Source organism: Faecalibacter macacae (assembly GCF_003687725.1).
Classification (GTDB): domain Bacteria; phylum Bacteroidota; class Bacteroidia; order Flavobacteriales; family Weeksellaceae; genus Empedobacter; species Empedobacter macacae.
Window position 1 is genome coordinate 22,438 of the sequence record NZ_RDOJ01000016.1, and the last position, 19,638, is coordinate 42,075.

At 29.4% G+C, this 19,638-nt stretch carries 18 protein-coding genes; 10 read left to right on the forward strand and 8 right to left on the reverse strand.

Annotated elements, in window-relative coordinates:
* The first annotated feature begins 73 nt into the window (after positions 1-73).
* Positions 74-3,112, forward strand: a complete 3,039-nt coding sequence (locus EAH69_RS10900) for an AAA family ATPase (RefSeq protein WP_230466788.1) — start codon at positions 74-76, stop codon at positions 3,110-3,112.
* Between the two features lie 37 nt (positions 3,113-3,149).
* Here EAH69_RS10900 and EAH69_RS10905 read toward each other — a convergent pair whose 3' ends face one another.
* The 3 genes from EAH69_RS10905 to EAH69_RS10915 are packed head-to-tail and all read right to left on the reverse strand — an operon-like array spanning position 3,150 to position 4,699.
* Positions 3,150-3,533, reverse strand: a complete 384-nt coding sequence (locus EAH69_RS10905) for a hypothetical protein (protein WP_121935241.1) — start codon at positions 3,531-3,533, stop codon at positions 3,150-3,152.
* A complete protein-coding gene (locus EAH69_RS10910; RefSeq protein WP_121935242.1) occupies positions 3,533-3,751 on the reverse strand; it encodes a VF530 family protein in 219 nt (72 codons plus the stop codon). The genes EAH69_RS10905 and EAH69_RS10910 overlap by 1 nt, the downstream gene beginning before the upstream one ends.
* 42 nt (positions 3,752-3,793) lie before the next feature.
* Complete coding sequence (locus EAH69_RS10915; RefSeq protein WP_121935243.1) at positions 3,794-4,699, reverse strand: hypothetical protein; 906 nt, start codon at positions 4,697-4,699, stop codon at positions 3,794-3,796.
* A 194-nt stretch (positions 4,700-4,893) separates the two neighbouring features.
* Between EAH69_RS10915 and rlmF the strand changes: the two genes are divergently transcribed.
* The 3 genes from rlmF (at position 4,894) to EAH69_RS10930 (ending at position 8,361) form a co-directional block, all read left to right on the forward strand.
* Positions 4,894-5,808 (forward strand): 23S rRNA (adenine(1618)-N(6))-methyltransferase RlmF, encoded by a 915-nt coding sequence (rlmF, locus tag EAH69_RS10920; protein ID WP_121935244.1) that lies wholly within the window; start codon positions 4,894-4,896, stop codon positions 5,806-5,808.
* A gap of 56 nt (positions 5,809-5,864) precedes the next feature.
* Positions 5,865-6,143, forward strand: a complete 279-nt coding sequence (locus tag EAH69_RS10925) for a DUF1294 domain-containing protein (protein ID WP_230466789.1) — start codon at positions 5,865-5,867, stop codon at positions 6,141-6,143.
* Positions 6,144-6,267: 124 nt separating this feature from the next.
* Entirely contained in the window at positions 6,268-8,361 is a 2,094-nt protein-coding gene (locus EAH69_RS10930; RefSeq protein WP_121935281.1) for an outer membrane beta-barrel protein, read from the forward strand.
* Positions 8,362-8,409: 48 nt separating this feature from the next.
* On the opposite strand, the gene EAH69_RS10935 is transcribed toward EAH69_RS10930, so the two are convergent.
* Positions 8,410-9,981, reverse strand: a complete 1,572-nt coding sequence (locus EAH69_RS10935) for a M20/M25/M40 family metallo-hydrolase (RefSeq protein WP_121935246.1) — start codon at positions 9,979-9,981, stop codon at positions 8,410-8,412.
* Positions 9,982-10,245: 264 nt separating this feature from the next.
* Between EAH69_RS10935 and EAH69_RS10940 the strand changes: the two genes are divergently transcribed.
* Positions 10,246-10,752, forward strand: coding sequence for a hypothetical protein (locus tag EAH69_RS10940; protein ID WP_121935247.1), 507 nt, complete (start codon positions 10,246-10,248; stop codon positions 10,750-10,752).
* 119 nt (positions 10,753-10,871) lie between these two features.
* On the opposite strand, the gene EAH69_RS10945 is transcribed toward EAH69_RS10940, so the two are convergent.
* Positions 10,872-11,663, reverse strand: coding sequence for a S1/P1 nuclease (locus tag EAH69_RS10945; protein ID WP_121935248.1), 792 nt, complete (start codon positions 11,661-11,663; stop codon positions 10,872-10,874).
* A 252-nt stretch (positions 11,664-11,915) separates the two neighbouring features.
* Here EAH69_RS10945 and EAH69_RS10950 point away from each other — a divergent pair, with 252 nt between their 5' ends.
* The 5 genes from EAH69_RS10950 to EAH69_RS10970 all read left to right on the forward strand — a co-directional run bounded on the left by EAH69_RS10950 (position 11,916) and on the right by EAH69_RS10970 (position 16,178).
* The gene (locus tag EAH69_RS10950; RefSeq protein WP_121935249.1) at positions 11,916-12,257 is read left to right on the forward strand and encodes a PadR family transcriptional regulator; all 342 of its coding nucleotides are present in this window, start codon (positions 11,916-11,918) and stop codon (positions 12,255-12,257) included.
* The gene (locus EAH69_RS10955; RefSeq protein WP_121935250.1) at positions 12,250-14,043 is read left to right on the forward strand and encodes a PspC domain-containing protein; all 1,794 of its coding nucleotides are present in this window, start codon (positions 12,250-12,252) and stop codon (positions 14,041-14,043) included. Before EAH69_RS10950 ends, EAH69_RS10955 begins: the two co-directional genes overlap by 8 nt.
* Positions 14,044-14,184: 141 nt before the next feature.
* Positions 14,185-14,745 carry a 1-acyl-sn-glycerol-3-phosphate acyltransferase gene (locus EAH69_RS10960; protein WP_121935251.1) on the forward strand — a complete coding sequence of 187 codons (561 nt, stop codon included), beginning with the start codon at positions 14,185-14,187 and terminating at the stop codon, positions 14,743-14,745.
* Position 14,746: 1 nt separating this feature from the next.
* A complete protein-coding gene (locus EAH69_RS10965; RefSeq protein ID WP_121935252.1) occupies positions 14,747-15,172 on the forward strand; it encodes a hotdog fold thioesterase in 426 nt (141 codons plus the stop codon).
* Positions 15,162-16,178, forward strand: a complete 1,017-nt coding sequence (locus tag EAH69_RS10970; protein ID WP_121935253.1) for an isochorismate synthase — start codon at positions 15,162-15,164, stop codon at positions 16,176-16,178. Before EAH69_RS10965 ends, EAH69_RS10970 begins: the two co-directional genes overlap by 11 nt.
* Before the next feature lie 2 nt (positions 16,179-16,180).
* Here the strand turns inward: EAH69_RS10970 and EAH69_RS10975 are convergent, their stop codons facing one another.
* From EAH69_RS10975 to EAH69_RS10985, 3 genes are read right to left on the reverse strand one after another with little or no spacing between them, the layout of a single operon-like run.
* Positions 16,181-17,074 carry a Ppx/GppA phosphatase family protein gene (locus EAH69_RS10975; RefSeq protein ID WP_121935254.1) on the reverse strand — a complete coding sequence of 298 codons (894 nt, stop codon included), beginning with the start codon at positions 17,072-17,074 and terminating at the stop codon, positions 16,181-16,183.
* On the reverse strand, positions 17,064-19,130 hold the full coding sequence (ppk1, locus tag EAH69_RS10980; RefSeq protein WP_121935255.1) for a polyphosphate kinase 1: 2,067 nt from the start codon (positions 19,128-19,130) through the stop codon (positions 17,064-17,066). Before ppk1 ends, EAH69_RS10975 begins: the two co-directional genes overlap by 11 nt.
* The gene (locus tag EAH69_RS10985) at positions 19,131-19,613 is read right to left on the reverse strand and encodes a SixA phosphatase family protein (RefSeq protein WP_121935256.1); all 483 of its coding nucleotides are present in this window, start codon (positions 19,611-19,613) and stop codon (positions 19,131-19,133) included.
* Positions 19,614-19,638: the final 25 nt, after the last annotated feature.

A 19,638-nucleotide genomic window follows, 5' to 3' on the forward strand; every position in this document is an offset into this window, starting at 1 on the left:
GTCAGTTCGAGTAATTATCAGTAATGAAATGAATGATAATGTATCGAGAACTATTAGCATTAATACCCAGCCTATGATACCAATTCAACTAACAATAGAAGGATTATATTCTTATCAAGAAAGACAAACTATAGATTTTACAAACCTAATTGATGCCGGTTTATTCGGGATTTTCGGAGCCGTTGGTTCAGGGAAATCATCTATTTTAGAAGCTATAACTTACGCTTTATACGGAGAAACAGAACGTTTAAACGCACGTGATAAACGTACCTATAACATGATGAATTTAAAATCTAATCGTTCGTATATCGAGTTTGATTTTATAAATCATGAAAATAAAAAGTTTCGTATTACCAGAGATTTTAAGAGAAATTCTAAACGTTTTGATGATGTAAAATCGCCAACTGTTGTTTTTTCTGAGTTGAAAGATGAGGTTTGGATGCCGCTTAATCATACTAATGCGGAAGAATTATTGGGTTTAAGTTATGCTAATTTTAAACGAACAATTATAATTCCACAAGGTCAATTCAAGGAATTTATTGAGCTTGGAGCAAAAGATCGTACACAAATGATGAAGGAAATTTTTAATCTTCATCGTTTTGATATGCAAGATAAAGTTGCTGTTTTAGCAAAGAAAAATCAGTCTGATGTAGATCAATTACAAGGGAAATTATCAGGTTTCGAGGAAGTTTCTGAAGATTATATCAAAGAATTAGAAAATCAATTCGTTGAATTAGAAAAAGTAGCTGGTCAACATCAAATTGAATATGCAGAAGCAAATGAAAATTTTCAAAAATTAAAAGCTTTAAAATCAGATTTTGAAAGTTTAAAGCAAAAGAAAATTGATTTCGAAAATTTATCTGAGCAAAAAGTTTTAATTGATGAACGTAAAAATCAATTGTATAAATATGAATTGATTTTTAATGCTTTTAATCAATTATTAATTGATCAATCAAAGGTTCAAAAAGAAATTCTTCAGAAGAATTCTACAATTGAAGCTGAACAGAAACAATTGATTTTAATAGAAAATCAATTTGCAGAAGTTTCTAAACAATTAAATGATTTGCAACCAACTTTTGATTCTTTACCAATAAAACGTAAGGAGGAAGCTGAGTTGGAATTTATCGTACAGATTTTATTTTTTTCGGAGGAAATAAAAGCTTTGAAATTTAGAACTGAAAAAGGTTTAGCTAAAGTTGAAGAGGTTAAAGAGAAAGAAATTTCTATTGAGAAAGAAATTAAATCGTTAGAAAAAGAAATCAAATCTTTAACTGAAAATAAAATTGATTCCACAACTTTGATGGAAGTTGGAAACTGGTTCAATCAGAATCAAAATATCCAACAATCAATCACAAAACAAGAACAAAAGGTAGCTGATTTTCAAAAACAAATAGAAGTTTTTACAGAGGAATTAGCAAAACAAAATATAAATATCAATTCGTTTGAAACTGATTTTAATTCAAGATTTGAAGAATTAGAAACAAAGAAAATCGCTTACGAAAAGCAAAAAAACGAAATTGAAGTAAGACAAAAAATTTCTGAATATGCACATAATTTGCATGATGGAAAACCGTGTCCGTTATGTGGTTCAGAAGATCATCCGCATATTGTCGAGGTTGAAGATGTAACAAATCAATTGTCGGATGTTTCTAAATTAATTTTAGAAGTTGTTTCAGACCAAGAAAAATTAAGAAAACTGCAACAAAATGTTCAGACTATTAACAGCAAAAAACAGTTAATAGAAGAGCAATTAAAAACTGAAAAAAATCTTTTAACTGACTTGGTTAATCAATTAAAATTTCAACAAGAATTATTTGTTTGGAAAGATTTTGATTCGAAGGATTTTGCAAAATATGAAGAACGAAAAAATGCTTCTTTAGCAATTGAAAAATCAATTGTTAAGAAAAATAATTTGTTGATTCAGCAACGAGAATTGTTAGAAAAAGAACGTGAGAATTTAGAGAAATTCGCGAAAGCTTTAGAACAATTTAAACTAGACGAAGCACAAAAAGCTTCTCAAATTCAGCAAAATAAAGAACATCTTAAAGTGTTGAAATTTGAAGAATTTGAATCTGAAACGGCTGAAATTGTTCAAAATAAATTAGAAAAATTACAGATTTCTAATCATAAAATTGAGCAGGATTTTACACGATTAACTCAGAATTTAAATGATTTAAATCCAAAATTAGCTTCACAAAAAACTTCGATAGCTTCTTTACAGAAGCAAATTGTAGACTTGAATAATGAGTTGAAGGATTATTCTAAGCAAATTGAAAATGCATTAATTCAAAATCAATTTGAATCGTTAGAAATCGTTCATCAAACATTAAATTTAAACTTAAATATTTCGCAAGTTCGTCAAGAATTAGAAGATTTTAGAGTACGATTTGAAACATTAAAAAGTTCGATAAAAGAATTAGAAGAAAAGCTAAAATCAATTTCTTTTGATGATGAAGTATATCAAATTCAAGAAGAAAAATTGAAGACAATAACATCACAATTAAAAGAAGCGGTAGAAGCTGTAACAAAGCTAAAAACGGCAATTGAAATATTGAAAGAATCCTTTGAAGCGAAAAAGGATTTATTGACAGAAATGGACAAATTACAGAAACGAGCTGCAAATTTATCTACATTAAAAAATATGTTTAATGCCGCTGGATTTGTGCAATATGTTTCGTCTATTTATCTAAAACAATTATGTGAAAATGCAAATATTCGTTTTCACCGAATGACAAGAAATCAGTTGAGTTTACAGATTAATGAAAACAATGATTTTGAAATTGTAGATTATTTAAACGAAGGACGTGCAAGAAGTGTTAAAACGTTATCGGGAGGTCAGGCATTTCAAGTTTCTTTAAGTTTAGCATTGGCATTGGCCGAAAGTGTACAATCTAACTCGAAAGCAGATCGTAATTTCTTCTTTATTGATGAAGGATTTGGAACACAAGACGCAGAAGCTGTAAATATCGTTTTTGAGACATTGAATCATTTACATAAAGAGAATAGAATTGTAGGTATTATTTCTCACGTAGAAGAGCTAAAAGAACGAATTCCGATGTCGCTGAATATTGTAAAAGACGAAGAAAAAGGAAGTAAAATTAGTATAGTATAAAAAAAACCTTCAACATTTTGTTGAAGGTTTTATATTTTTAACCAAATAAAACATGGTAGACATCACTACTGTTTCTTGGTATTTTGCTGCATTCAAAGCCACCAGGTTGTGGAATAACTTCAATTAAATCAAAAGATTTGCAACTTTTTGGTAAACCTTTAAAAAACAATGTAAAGTTTAAACTAGAACCTTCTGGGATATGTGTCCAATGTGGGTACATTGTAATATTTTCTGCATGTATTAATTTGTATCTAATACCTGTTGCATTATCAATTATATATGTACTCGGCCAAATACGCGCTGCATCTGCAAATTCGGTACAATCCATGTGGCAATGTACAATTACTTGCGATTCTTCTTCAATTTCTGTTAAAAGTTCCGCTGCAATAAAAATCTCTCTTTCTAAATCGATTTCAGGCATTATTTTGCGATTTTTTTAATGTACAAATCTTCAACTTCTTTACGTGCCCAATCTGTTTTACGTAAGAATTTTAAGGACGATTTTAAACTTGGATTATCATTAAAACATTTAATATTTACAACTTTCCCAAGACCTTCCCAACCACCATAGTACAAAACCAAAGCTTCAATAATATCATCTAATCTTTTGCCGTGCAATGGATTGTTTTTTTGCTCCATAATTCAAAAATATCTACAAATTTACGAAAAATATAATCAAGCTTATTTCAATATAAACTCAATTTCTTTAATCACTTCTTGGTTGTCAGCCTCAATAAAATCACGTTTCATTTGGTATAATATGACACCAGAGTTGTGTGTAACTTGGAAAATTTTACTGATGTAATCAAAATTCTGAATTTCTTCCATTTCTTTTACTTCTTTAGAAATAATCGTTTCAAGAGTAGATTTTATTTCGCCAATAATATTGTTCTCACGTGGATAAATTTCAGAATACAGAGAGTATGTATTTTCTTCTTCATCAAAACTTTCTAATTCGATAGATTGTTTATATTGAATTTTATTTTTAGTGATAGGATTAATGTTTTCAAATTCATCATTTTCAGGTTTACCTAATTCTAAGGCATGACCATAAAAGAAATGTAAAGTATTGATTTTATTAATGGCAAATTGTGTGATAACTTCTTGGTTTTTTAAGATGATTTTAGAAACTTCTTCAAATTCTTTTCTAGCTTTTTTATCAGTAATAGATTCTAACATCAAGTCCATTGTTCGATTATTGAATTCGATAATTTCATTGATATTTAATAATTCTTGAAACGAACCATATTCATCCGTTTTATATTTGAAAACTGAATTACCAACTTTTTCGGTTACCATTTGTGCAATTGCAGGCGGATATGCAGTTAAATCTGGCGTGTTTTCCCAATGAATTGTATACGAAGTAGAATCTTGATCAACAATTTTTAACTTTACATCAAACTTTTTGTTCTTTGTAATAATTGTATCGTTTTTATTGATTTTATATTCCTTTTCAAGTTGTTCATATTCAAATTCATCACCTTTTTCCCAATAAGCTACTACATTTGCTTTTTTTTCCTCTTTTATATATTGAGCATTTGATATATAGGCGATTAGAATAAAGAATATTGGAAGGTATTTTTTCATTAGAATTTGTTTATATGGTACTAAATCAAAAGTTTTTTGGTTTAGAAATCGAGTTTAAAATTACATTTTTTATCAATAATGCAGTTAGGTTATTGCATTTAGTTGAGCATAAAATTAAGTTAAAAAATTAATTAAGAATTAGACCTTGCTAATAAAATCTTTAGGTTGTTGTATTTTTGTACAAATTTTTAGAAATGAGTACTCCTGAAAATAAAGGAAAGATAAAGAAATTACATTCGAGAAATAGACATTTAGCTCAGTATAATTTTGATAAATTAGTAGCTATTTATCCTCCTTTAAAACAATATATAATTCCGAATAAATCTGGTGAGCCAACAATTAATTTTTCTAATCGTGATGGTGTTAAAGCGTTAAATAAAGCGTTATTAAAAACATATTACGATATTGATTATTGGGAATTACCTGCAGATAATTTATGTCCACCGATTCCAGGTCGTGCAGATTATATCCATTATATCGCTGATTTATTAGGAGAGAGTAACGAAGGAATTATACCTCGTGGGAAAGATGTAAAAGTTTTAGACGTTGGTGTTGGTGCAAACTGTATTTATCCTATTGTAGGAAATTACGAGTATGATTGGAATTTTGTTGGTGCAGAATTAGATTATCAATCGCATAAAAATGCATCTGAAATTGTTCGTAAAAATGCACGTTTACGTAACAAAGTTGAGATTAGAATGCAGTATAATCCAACAAACATCTTTACAAATATTGTAAAACAAGGAGAAAAATTTGATATTTCTATTTGTAATCCACCATTCTTTAAATCGAATAAAGATGTGATGGAACAAACAATGCGAAAATTAAAGAATTTAGGAAATAAATCGGATCAAAAACCAATTCAGAATTTTGGTGGAAATAATTCAGAATTATGGTGTAGAGGTGGAGAGCGTGTTTTTATTACGAACATGATTAAAGAAAGTGAGAAATACAAACACCAATTCAGATGGTTTACAACGTTAGTTTCTAGAAAAGAAAATTTACATCCTTTAAAAAGTATGTTAGAACGAGTAAAAGCTAGGGAAGTTCGTGTGATAAATATGGAACAAGGAAATAAAATTACACGTTTATTAGTTTGGAGATTTTAATCTAAATATATTTAATCCTAATTTGTAAAGAATTAGGATTTTTTATTTGAATGATAATGGAATATGTAATTTATATTTTAATAGGAATTAATCTTATTACTTATCTAATTTTTGGAATTGATAAAGTAAAAGCAAAAAATAAATCGTGGAGAATTCCTGAAAAAACGCTTTTTACTTTAGCTTTTTTTGGAGGAAGTGTTGGGGCAGTGATAGGAATGATTCAATTCAGGCATAAAACACAAAAATCTGAATTTAAGAATATCATTTATTTAATCATTTTTGTACAATTAGCTTTGATAGCATTTGTGGCATATCAATTTTATAACAATAAATAAAAAAAATCCGATTCACTTATAATCGGATTTTTTTATGTTTCTTTATTAAGATCTGTAACTTTTTTATAACGATTACGTCTTAATAGTAATAATGTGTAAACACAACTATATAATTGGCATAAAAATGATAAAAAAACTAATAACTCTATTTATTATCTTTTCATTAATACAAGAAACCAAAGCTCAAGTAGAAAATGACTCTATTGAGTTATTTGATAATAATGATTTTGTTGAAATAAAAGAAGTTTTGATTCAGGCTCAACGTAAAAAAATGAATGCAGATAAAGCAATTTATACATTTGATAAAGAAGCATTGGAAAAAGCTAGATATGCAAAAGATTTATTAAATACGTTGCCAGAATTACAAATTGATTTTGTTTCTAATACTATAAAAAGCACAAAAGGTGGTATTACTTTAATTTTGATTAATGGAATTGAATCTACTGATATGCAAATACGTGGTATAAAACCAGCAAATGTTGTTCGTGTAGAATATTTTGATATTCCGCCAGCGCGTTGGGCTAATCGTGCAGATCAGGTTGTAAATATAATAACTAATAATCCTGAAAATGGATATGTAGTTGGTGCTGAATATTTAGGCGCATTTTCTACGGGTTTTTTAAATGGAAGCACTTACGCAAATGTAACCAGAGGAAAGCATAATTTTTCTGCTGAATATAGTATTAATCTACGTGATTACGATAATCGAGAAAATAATAATTCATATCGTTACTTTCTTAATTCCGATGAATATTTTACACAAGAAAATAGATTTGATCATTTTGGATATACGTTTCAAGATGCAGCTTTACGTTACATAACTGTGGATGATAAATATAGTTTTCAAGCCAAATTGAGTATGGATTTTTTAAACGATTTTTCTTACGTAGATGGAACAAGCTTATTCGCTATCAATAAAGTAAATGCAAATCATACAACATTCAAACACAAAAATAGTTCTTATATCAAACCCACTATAGATTTGTATTATTCGAGAAATTTAAGTGAAAATGACGAATTGATATTCAACTTTGTAGGTTCAAAATTTAATACAGAATCCTACGAGTTATCAAAAGAATGGGTTACAAATTCAGGTCTTTCAGTATTTAATAATGAAATGAATTTGAAGGCAAGCCAAACAAGTATAGTTGGAGAAATTTCTCACATCCATAAATTTAAAAAAGGTAGTTTAGGTTCTGGTGCAAGAATTTCAACAAATAAAATTGATAATGAGTTAAAAAACTTAGTTGGAGAAACTAATTACAAAGTAAATTATGTAGAAAATTATTTTTATTCAGAATACGCTGATAAAGTTGATAAATTTAGTTATCGTATAGGATTAGGTCTAACAAATATTCATAATAAAAGTGCTGAAATTACTCGAGATGATTGGACTTTTTCGCCTAAAATAGTTTTAGGATATGAATTGAATACGAAGCAGAATATAAGATTATCTAGCACTTATTTTCCTACAAGTCCTTGGAGTGATGCACTAAGTAGTAATGTGGTGCAAATGGTTCCAAATATCGTTCGCAAAGGGAATCCATATTTGGAAGCTCAAAAACACTTTGACACAAGTTTTATTTATTCATTTAATTCGAAGTATTTTGATTTAAATACATCTTTAAGATATTTGCATAAATCAAATGCAATAAATGAATATTTTGTTTATGATGCAGGATTAGATGCAATAGCTTTAACTTACGAAAATGCAGATTATTCAGATTTATATAGAATGCAAATTTCAGGTGCTATAAAACCTTTTGGTAACGATTTATTGACTCTTAAAGTTACAGTTTCACCAACTTCTCAAACAATAAAAACAAGTGAAGGCAAAGAATTAAAAAAAGATTTTATCGGGAATAATTTTAACTTAACCTCTGTTTATAAAAACTTTACATTTACTTATCAATTAAATTTCCCAGTATATTCTTTAGATGGTGCTTTTTTATCTACAAATGAAAATAACAATCATCTTTTTTTAAGTTATAAATTAAATGATTGGTCATTTACAACTGGAATGTTTTGGATAGGAATGCCTTCAGAGTATAAGACAAAAAGCTTAGATGAAAGTCTTGTTAATTATACGAGTCATACACAGATTTGGAACAATAAAAATATGTTTGTACTTGGATTAAGTTATGATTTTGCTACAGGTAAACGAACTAATATGAATAAAAAATTAAATAATAACACTGCTGATGCAGCAAGTTTTTAATAAAAAATCCGATTCTTACGAATCGGATTTTTTTATGCTTAATATTTATTATTTAAAATAAGCGTCAGAAGTACGTGCTGGTCCTTTCACCTCTGGCCATTCCATTTGTTTTCCATCACGCCCGTTTGGTAAAACACGACGATCACGGTTAACTAAAGTTTCTTCTTGGTCAGCCATATAAACTAAAGAAGCAGCTAAAATTGCATTACTTTGAATTTCTTCAAATACGATTTTATCATATGTATCTTTGTTTGTGTGCCAAGTATATGTACCGTAACCCCAGTTTAAAGAGCTTAACATGAATCCTGGGATTCCTGCTGCTACAAATGAAGAGTGATCAGATCCTCCACCGCTTGGTAATCCTGGATAATCAGTTTTGATGTGTTTTGTAACCTCATTTGGTGCTCCAGCTAACCAACGTGTCATATACTCATAAGATTCTTTAAAACCAGATCCGTTGATATTTACTACACGTCCAGTTCCGTTATCTAAATTGAAAACAGCTTGCGTATTTTTTACAATTTCTGGGTGGTCTTCTACAAAAGCACGAGAACCGTTTAATCCTTGTTCTTCAGAACCCCATAAACAGATTAAAATTGTACGTTTATTGTTTGGATATAATTTTTTGATAGTACGAATAGCTTCCATCATTGCAACAGTTCCAGTTCCGTTGTCTGTTGCACCTTGTGCACCGTCCCAAGAATCGAAGTGAGCAGATAAAATGATGTATTCGTTTGGTTTTTCTGTTCCCTTAATTTCACCTACAACATTGTAAGTTTTTGCAACTCCGTTGTGTTTAGATTGTGCGTTTAAAGTAATTTTAGGAGTAGTTCCATTTTCAGCTAAACGGTATAACATTCCGTAATCTTCGTTAGAGATATCAATCATCGGAATATTTTTTGTTTTTGCACCAAAAATACGGTTAGCACCCATAATTCCAGTCCAATAAGAAATAGCAACAGCAGCAGCTCCGTTCTGTTCTAAAACTACAGGTAATGTATTATTGTTGTGTCCTGTAACTTTTATAGAATTTGCCCAAGCATCATTATCAGCTTTACGTTGTGTCGTAACTTTATCGTATAATTCTTCAGTACCAAATTCTTTATATTGGTAATCAGAACGTCCGTAACGTTGGTTTTGAGACATTAATACAATTTTACCTTTAACCTTAGGTAACCAAGCTTTAAATTCAGCTTCTGTAGTAAAAACAGGCATAGCAATAACTTCTGCATTAATTGCTTTCTTAGTTGCTGGTGACCAAGCTAATTGAGTCGCTTCAATATTTTTTGCTCTTGGGTAGGTCATGTCAACATGTGTTAAACCACGTTCCCAAGCTTTCCATGTTCCATAATCTTCACGACGAGAATTAATTCCCCAACTGTTAAAAGTTTTAATAGCCCAATCAGCAGCCTGATCCATTTGAGGAGAACCAACTAAACGAGGTCCAATTCCGTCTAATAATTCATGAGAAATTTTTTCTAATTGATTATTATTTTTAATCTCAGAAACAAAACTCTCAATAGTAGGATTTAGTTTTTGTTGTGCTGGTGCAACTTGTGCCTGTAACGTTAATGCAGTACCAAAAACAGCTGCATAGGTTAGTGAATTAATTAATTTCATGTGTTTATTTTTAGCTAAAATAAAGGTTTAGAAGTGGAATTAAAAAGAAATTATGTAAAAATTAATATACTTTAAACTCTATTGATTTAATATTATTTTATGATGTATTATTTAGTTAATATTTTTTATGATATAGATATTCAAAATTTTATGAGTTTTTAATTAAGCTTTAAAACTATTATTGATTTTTACGATTAAAATAGATATTTGTTCGTTTTTAAATTTTGGCAGGTACTTTGTATTATCATGAAAAAATGAAATTAAATGAAGAATTTACTTGTTTTATCGATTGTATCACTTTTTCTGAGTTGTTCTCATAATAACAAACAATCGACAGTTAATTACACAAATGAGGACAAGATTATTGATTCTTCTAAAAAAATAGATTATGAAATTGGATCTAATTATTTCGTGAAAAATAATTTTAATTCAAGTTTAATAGATAAATCATATATTGATTCTAAGAGTGTATTTGATTCTGTTTTTGGAGTAGCAAGAACCATGTCACCTCAAAGTATTCCGACAGAAATAGATTTTTCAACAGATATTGTGATTCCAATTATTTTAGATCAAACAAATATAGGTTCTACAATTACTATAGATAGCGTAAGATTAATAGGTCATCAATTAAATGTTAATTATACAGTAACAGAAGTAGAGCCAATTTCTTATGTAATTCAACCAAGTGAGTTGATAATTATCAAGAAGAAAGATATTTTAGATTTAGACAACCTAAAATTGAAGTTTGAAAAGACGACTAAAGTGTTATAACAAATACTAAAAAGTTCATAGAAAGGATTTCTTATGATTTATTACCTATGTTTAAATTTTAAACATAAAAAAACCGACTCAGTAATGAGTCGGTTTTATTTTATATAAGTAAAGAAATATTATTTAAAGATTGTATTAATCGTTTGTGCTAAACGTAAACCTCCTTTTAATAATTGTTCTTCCATATTGTATTTGTTATCGTAGTGATAATTGTAACCTAATTTATCGTCCATTTTAACAGTTGCATAAATTACATTTGCTTTTTGGTATGAATCGTAAATCCAATCTGCAAAAGTTCCTTCTTGCATTTTTTTACGATCTTTTTTAGTTACAATATCTAAAACTCCAGCATATTCAGTAAATGAATAGTTTTCGTAATCTACTAATTTAGAATCCCAAACTGTGTGGATATTTGTAGTATCACGGAACCAACTTACTTTAATTTTGTTACCTCCTAAATCTTCCTCACGACCAACGTGCATTGGTTGATGAGCATCACCAATAATATGGATTAAAAAGTATAAATACTCTTGTTTTTTCTCAAGAGATAATTCTTTATTATTTTTTAATTCGTTAATTAAAAATAATCCTCTTTTGTACATGTTTTCATCAGCAGTATTTTCAATTGCAACATTGTATTGCTCTCTACTCATATCTCCAGGTATGTTAACATAGTGGCAAGCATCTGCATGTTTCCAACTTTTATCTGATTTGATAAAATCTGGCCAGTTTGCCCAATATGCTAATTTTTGAGGACCTATAATTTTAGTTACCTCTTTACGAGCTTTATTTGTCAGGTTATTATCAGCGATTTCTGCAACAACTCTGTGTCCTGTCATTCCCCATGCTGATGCTTCTGTCGAAATCAATAAACATGTTAATGCGAATGCACTTGTAACTAATTTTTTCATGTATTGTTAAATAATTTGGTGCAAATGTAAGCTTTATAAACACGTTTATATAATGGATTGATATGATGAATTTAATATTTTTTAAAAATTATTAAAATTTAACATTTTGTTTACAACCTTGATGCTTAGAAGCTTTAATGATATTTCTGAGTGCTTTTATTAAAATAGTATTAAAAATAATTCAGTACTTTGTTTTGCATAATACTATAATTTTTACATATATTTGTATAACAAAATAAAAACAACCAGATAATGAATATAGAGAAAACAAAAGTTCAGATGCGAAAAGGTGTACTGGAGTATTGTATTCTTAGCATTATTAAAAAAGGTGATGCATATGCTTCTGATATTATAGATGAATTGAAAAAAGCAGAAATGATTGTTGTTGAAGGAACTTTATATCCTTTGTTAACACGATTAAAAAATGATAACCTTTTACAATATCGCTGGGAAGAATCTACAGCAGGTCCACCAAGAAAATATTATGCTTTAACTGAAGAAGGAGAAATTTTCCTAAATGAGTTAGCAGAAACTTGGAATCAATTGATTGAAGCGGTTGGTAAAGTAACTAAAGAAACACACTATAATGGATAAAACAGTATCAATTAGTCTTGGAGGATTTTCATTTATTATTGATGAAAATGCTTACTCAAAATTAACTATCTATTTACAAGATGTTAAAAATTCGTTACGTGGAACAGAAGGGATTGAGGACATTATTGAAGATGTTGAAATCCGTATTTCTGAGTTATTCCGCGATCGAAATAAATACAAGGAGGTTATTAGTAACGATGATGTAGATTTCGTTATTGCTACAATGGGTCATCCAGATCAATATAAAGTAGAAGACGATGATTTTGAAGGATCAACTTCACAAAACAATACATCATACACTAATTCAACGTATGGTCCACAAAACAAGAAAAGATTGTTTCGTGATCCAGACGATAAAATTATCACAGGCCTTTCTGCCGGTTTAGCACACTATTTAGGATTGGATCCTTGGGCTGTTCGTGCAACTTGGTTAGTTTTAGGAATCTTAGGGATTTTTACAGCAGGTGTTTCATTTTTATTAGTTGCATTTTGTTATTTTGTACTATTAATTTTTGTTCCTAAAGCGCAATCAACTTCAGAAAAGTTACAGATGTATGGAAAACCAGCAAACATCGATACATTAAAAAAAAACGTCGAACAAGCAGGTGATGCTGTAGTTTCTGGAGGACGTGAAATCAGTAACAAATTAGGATCTGCTTTCGGAGTCTTTGGTAGATTCTTACTTTGGTTCATTGGATTTTTAATTATTTGTACAGGAGTTGGATTAATCATCGGAGGATTTGCCTTCTTCTTCACAACTTGGACTGAAATGCCAACCGAATTATTTGGTTATTTAGTCGAAGAAGATTGGATGAGTATGACTTCTAAAGTATTAGGAGGATTATTAATGGTAATTCCAGGTATATTAATTACAATATTAGGAGTTCGTTGTTTTACTCAAATTAATACAAGTAAAGCCTTAATCTTTGGTTCAATTGCCGTTTGGTTTGCAGCTTTATTTGGGATTATCGGAATTTCTTTATCTACAGCAAGTAAATTTAGAAACTCTGTAGAGACAACAAAAGACAGAACTTTTAATATACCTTCGGATACATTAGTTGTTAACTTTAAAGATCACGGAAGTGGAAATTATAAGTATAAAACGTTTAATGATTTAGATCAGTTGATCGATGAAAATGGAAACTTAATCATTCCAATTCGTGATGAATTTGATATCAAAGAAAGTAATGATACTAATTATAGATTAGAAATTAGATATTCTTCAAAAGGTGGAAGTAATGCTGAAGCGAAAAGAAATCTTGAATCAATCGTTTATAATTATGAAGTTTCAGGGAAAGAATTAAACTTAGACGAGTTTATTAAAATTCCTAAAAACGGGAAGTTTAGAAATCAAACAGTAGACATCACTTTATTTGTACCAGCAAATAAATATGTATTGGTAAGAAAAGCCGAATCTGTAAATGTTTATTCAAATGGAAATAACGATACAGAAGAATATTACTACGATATTTATAATAAATTATACTTAAATAATGGTAGAAATATCGTATGTTTGAATTGTGAAAAAGATGAAAATCATGACAGTGAAAATTATGATTCTTATGACAACGATGAAAGAGTTAATATAAATATTAATGATGGAAATGATTCTGCAAAAGTTATAATCGACCAAAACGGAATTAGAGTAAAAGGGAAAGATGGATCAATTGGAATTAATGTTGAGCCAAATTCTAAATCTAAAAATAGTAACAACCAACAAATAAACTATAAAGATGATACAGATTCTATTAACATTAACTACGGAAATAATAAAAACAATCGTTAGTTTCTTTATTTAATAAATATCTAACTATTTAGTTTAAATAATATCAAAGGATGGCTGAAAAGCTGTCCTTTTTTGGTTTAAATATTTTACTTTTATTAGAATCTATAATTACATTTACAAACCACAATAAATGTGTAACGAATGAAGAAGTTTATCGGTCAATTAATGTTGAGTACAATCGGATGGAAGTTAGATAATCATCTGGATTTATCTAAAGTTGATAAATGCGTTTTGGTTTGCGCACCACATACATCCAATTGGGATTTTTACTTTACAATTGCAGCATTTTGGCAAATGGGAATTCCGATGAAAATGTTTATCAAAGATGCATGGACAAAACCATGGTACGGATATTTTATTAAACAATTAGGAGGTATCGGAATAGATCGTTCACAAAAACACAACATGGTTGAATTTGCTGCAGGAGTTTTAAATAAAGCAGATAAATTATATTTAATTAACACACCTGAAGGTACTCGATCTTATGCTGAAAAATGGAAAACAGGGTTTTATCATATTGCTAAAACCGCAAATGTTCCAATTGTTTTAGCTTATTGTGATTACGATAAAAAGCGAGCAGGAATTTCTAAAATTGTAGAGGTGAATGATAGACCTTTAAATGATATTTTAGATGAAATTGAAAAATTCTACGAAAATGTAGGTGCAAAATATCCTGAATTATATAACAAAAAAATCTATTAATATGTCTTTTGATAAAGCTGTTGAAAATTTAAATAAAATGTCAGAGAATACGTTAGTTTCTCATCTAAATATAAAATTTTATGAAGCTGGCGAAAATTACCTAAAAGCTTCGATGCCAGTAAATAGTCAAGTGCATCAACCTTTTGGTTTATTGCATGGTGGCGCTTCTGTTGTTTTGGCAGAAACTTTAGGAAGTTCTTTGTCTAATTATATTTTAAATGATCCTAGTGCTGTGGCAGTTGGACAACAGATTGACGCAAATCATCTTCGTTCGAAGCGAGATGGAACGGTGTTTGGACACGCAACAGTAATTAAAAAGGGAAGAACTTCTCATTTAATTAAAATTGAAATTACAGATGAAGAAGGTAAATTAATTTGCTATTCTCACATCACAAACGCTATCATTAAAAATCCAAATGCAAAATAAATTTCAGGAGAAATTTCAAGAAGTTATCGCCAATCAACAATCGTTTTTACTCTTTAGACAACCAAATTCTTCTGAAGTTGAATTATGGTTGGATGAAGAAAAAAACGATGAAAATCAATTTGTTTTTCATCGTTTTGATGACTCTGAGCACATTATTTTTTCGACTGATAAAGTTGAAAGAATTGCTATAAATGAATTAGTTAATATTGAATCTTTTTCTTTAGAACAATCATCAAAAAAAGAAGCTATTTCTTACGAAAATTACTTAGAATTAATTTCTAAAACAGTTGAAGAATTAAACACAACTTCAACTGAAAAAATTGTTATTTCGAGAATCAAAGAGATTGAAAACGAAGGTGTAAATTTGATCAAAACTTTTAAAAATTTACATCAAAACTATCCAAAAGCTTTTGTTTATCTATGGTTTACAAAAGAAAATGGATTATGGATTGGTGCTTCGCCAGAGTTACTTTTAGAAGAAGAAAATCTTACAGTTAAAACAGTTTCTTTGGCCGGAACTTTACCAAAAGAAGAAGAATGGACATCTAAAGAAATACATGAACAACAAGTTGTAACAGATTATATTGTATCAAATTTGCAAGATGCAAAATCTATTTCGGTGAATGGACCACATACGGTTGATGCAGGATTTTTTAATCATTTAAAATCATACATTTCTGCTGAGGTTGATGATTATGAACAAGTAAATAAAATCTTAAATCGATTACATCCAACACCAGCAGTTTGCGGAATGCCAAAGCAAGAAGCTAAGAATTTTATTCTAGCAAACGAAGGATATGATCGTAAATATTACGCAGGATATTTTGGGTTTAAAATGCCTGAAAAATCATTGTATTTTGTGAATTTACGCTGTGCACAAATCTTCTCAGATGTTGTAAAACTATATGTAGGAGGAGGAATTATGCCAGATAGTAATTCTGAAAAAGAGTGGCAGGAAACCGAATTAAAATCAAAAACAATCGGCAACCTATTGGTTACCGATTAATATTATTTCTTTTTTGAAATGTCTTGATATAAGGAACGAATAATTCCGTCTGAAAGTCCAATTTTCGGAACGTGAATTTTCGTTGCTTTAGACCATTTTAATACGTTTGTATAGATTTCTAAGGCATATACAACAACATCAGCACGGTCAGGCTTCATATTGAAGTTTTGCATGCGTTCATCAGCTGTCATGGTTTGCAAAATTTTGTAATGTTTTTTAACGTAAGTTGCACCTAAAGGCATTCCTATTTTTACGCCTGAATATTTATAGACGTGGTTAATATTTCCACCAGAACCAATTAGTTCAATTTCTTCATTCCCTACATTTTCTTTTAACCATTTTTCCATTTCAGGAAAAGTAGTTGGGTTTACACGATTATCTAATAAACGAACCGTACCAACTTCAAAAGATTTAGATGCAAAAATTTTATTATCTTTTAATAAAGTAAGTTCTGTACTACCACCTCCAACATCAACATATAAATAGGTTTTATTGTCTTTTACAAATGAACTTAATTCAGTAGAAAAAAGTAATTCTGCTTCTGTTTTACCATTGATAATTTGAATATTTACACCACAATGATCTTTTACTTTTTGAGCTACATCTTGTCCATTTTTTGATTCACGCATAGCTGAAGTTGCATAAGCACGATATTCTTCGACACCGTATACTTTCATCATTAAAGCATAAGAATGCATCGCATCACAAATACGTTCAATATTTGAATCAGAAATTTCTCCATAAGTAAACACATCATGTCCTAAACGAATAGGCATACGAACAATACTTGTTTTATTAAATACCGGAGCTTTACCTTCTTCTTCGTACACAAAGTTTATCAGCAAACGCATCGCATTCGATCCAATATCTATGGCTCCAAGTTTTCTAATCTTCATTTAGTTTCTCATTTAATTGTTGTAAATATTCATACGTAGAGAATTGGGAACGGTTAAAAGTTTCGTTATCCTTACGGTATGTTAAAGATTTATTTTCATCTATAATTCTTGCTTTTACATTATCGTTAAAGCTTAAATTAAACGTATCGATGATAATTTTCTTAATGTTTTGATCATAAATTGGGCAGGCAACTTCTACACGATAATCCAAATTACGTGTCATCATATCAGCCGAAGATATATAAATTTTATCTTCGCCAGCATTCTTAAACCAATAAATACGAGGGTGTTCCAAGAATTTATCAATTATACTTACACATTCGATATTTTCAGAAAGTCCTATTTTTCCAGGAATTAAACAGTTAATACCACGAATAACTAATCTTACTTTAACACCTTTTTGAGATGCTTTGTATAATAAATCAATTATTTCTTTATCAGCCAAACTATTCAATTTCATATTGATTTCAGCTTCTAAACCACTTTTTTGATTCTTTATTTCTCGTTTAATGGCTTTAATAATTTTATTTCTTGTTCCATGTGGAGAAACCATTAAATGATGATATGTCTGAATCAAATAGTTTTTATCAAAGAATTTAAAAACTTGTTCAATTTCCTTTGTAATTCCAGGATTTGAAGTGATATAAGTATAATCCGTGTATATTTTTGCCGTTTTCGCGTGGAAATTTCCTGTACTGATAATTGCAAATTTTTCTGCAATTCCTTCTTCAGGCATACGTTCGATATAAGCAATTTTAGAGTGAACTTTTAATCCAGGAACACCAAAAATAACATTAACTCCAGCTTCTTGTAATTTTTTAGACCACATGGCGTTATTCGATTCATCGAAACGAGCACGTAATTCTAAAACAGCTGTAACTTCCTTACCATTCATTGCTGCATTAATAAGTGTATGCATGATTTGTGAATCTTTAGCTACACGATAAACAGTCAATTTCATCTTCTTTACCATTGGATCAATAGCTGCTTCACGCAGAAATTTTAATAATAAAGAATAATCATGATATGGAGCAAAAATCATTTCGTCATTTTCTGTAAATGCTTGGAAATAACTGTTGTATTTAAAAGGTCTTTTTTGTACAATAGGTTTGATTTTATTGTATGTTAAACCTTGAATTCCGAATGATGGGAAACCAATTAAATCTCGTTTATTGTGATATTTTCCTCCAGGAATAATACTATCATAATCGTCCAATCCTAATTTATCTAAGAAATATTGAAGTGTATCTTCAGCAATTTCTCTATCATAAACTAAACGAACCGGATCACCTTTTTTACGTTCTTCTAAACTATGAATTACTTTTTCGTACAATGAATGTTCTAAATCATTATCGAAATTTAACTCAGAATCACGCGTGATTTTGATGGAATGCGCTTCGATTGAATCGTATTGAAATGTTCGGAAAATATCATTCAAATGATAACGAATTATATCTTCTATGTACATTACATAATATTTTTGTCCCCATCTTGGTAACAAAATAAAACGATCAAATAGGTGAGTAGGAACAATAATTAAAGCATATTTAGCTTTGTCTTTTATTGTCATTTTAACTGCCAAATAAAAGGAACCATCACGCAAAGGTGGAATAACAATTTTTTCATTTAAAACGAAAACTCCAACGTTATGAATAAATTCTTCGTTGAAAAAATCGGTAATAAATTCTTTGTATTTAAATGGTAAGGTTTTATCGTCAATAACGTAGATATTATGATCTTCTAGTTTTTTGAATAATTCTTCGTAAAGTTGATCATAGATTTCTCTTTGTTCAGTAACAATTGTATTAATTTCTTCAATTAATTCCTCGTCAGTTTGATCAGCGACGATATTACTATAAACTTTTTCAACATCTTTTAACTGAATAGAGCGTAAAATAGCCGAATAACGAACCGAATAGAACTCGTCTAAGTTATTTGAGTATATTCCTAAAAATCGAATACGTTCAAGTAAAGGAACATTTTCGTCAGCGGCTTCTTGTAATACTCTCGCATTAAATTTTAGCCAACTAATATCTCTATTTATATATTTTTTCATTTATAATTCTTTAGGTAAGATCACGTGTTTAGTAGTGCCTTTTATAATTTCTGACCAATCGTCAGTATCAAATTCAATCCAAACTACGCCTGATGTTGGGATATTAAGAATAAATTCAGAACCCAAATCATATGCAATATCCGTAAATGCTGGATTATGTCCAAAAATGATCAGGTGATCTAACGCATTATCAGCTGATTTTATCCAATTTTTTAATACTAAATGCGAAAATGTGTATAATTCTTTTTCGAATTGAATTGTAGTATCAGGAAAAACAATCTTTTTTGTGATTTCGGCAGTTTCTTTTGCTCTAGTTGCGACACTTGAAAAAACATGTTTCGGTTCGAAATCTAATATATCCGCTAATTTTTTAGCAGACAAATGTGTACGCTCAATTCCTTTATCGTTTATAGAACGAAATTGATCTGAAAGTCCTTCGTCCCAACGACTTTTTCCATGACGAAATAAGATTAGTTTTTTCATAGTTGATTGAATTAAAAAAGTCACC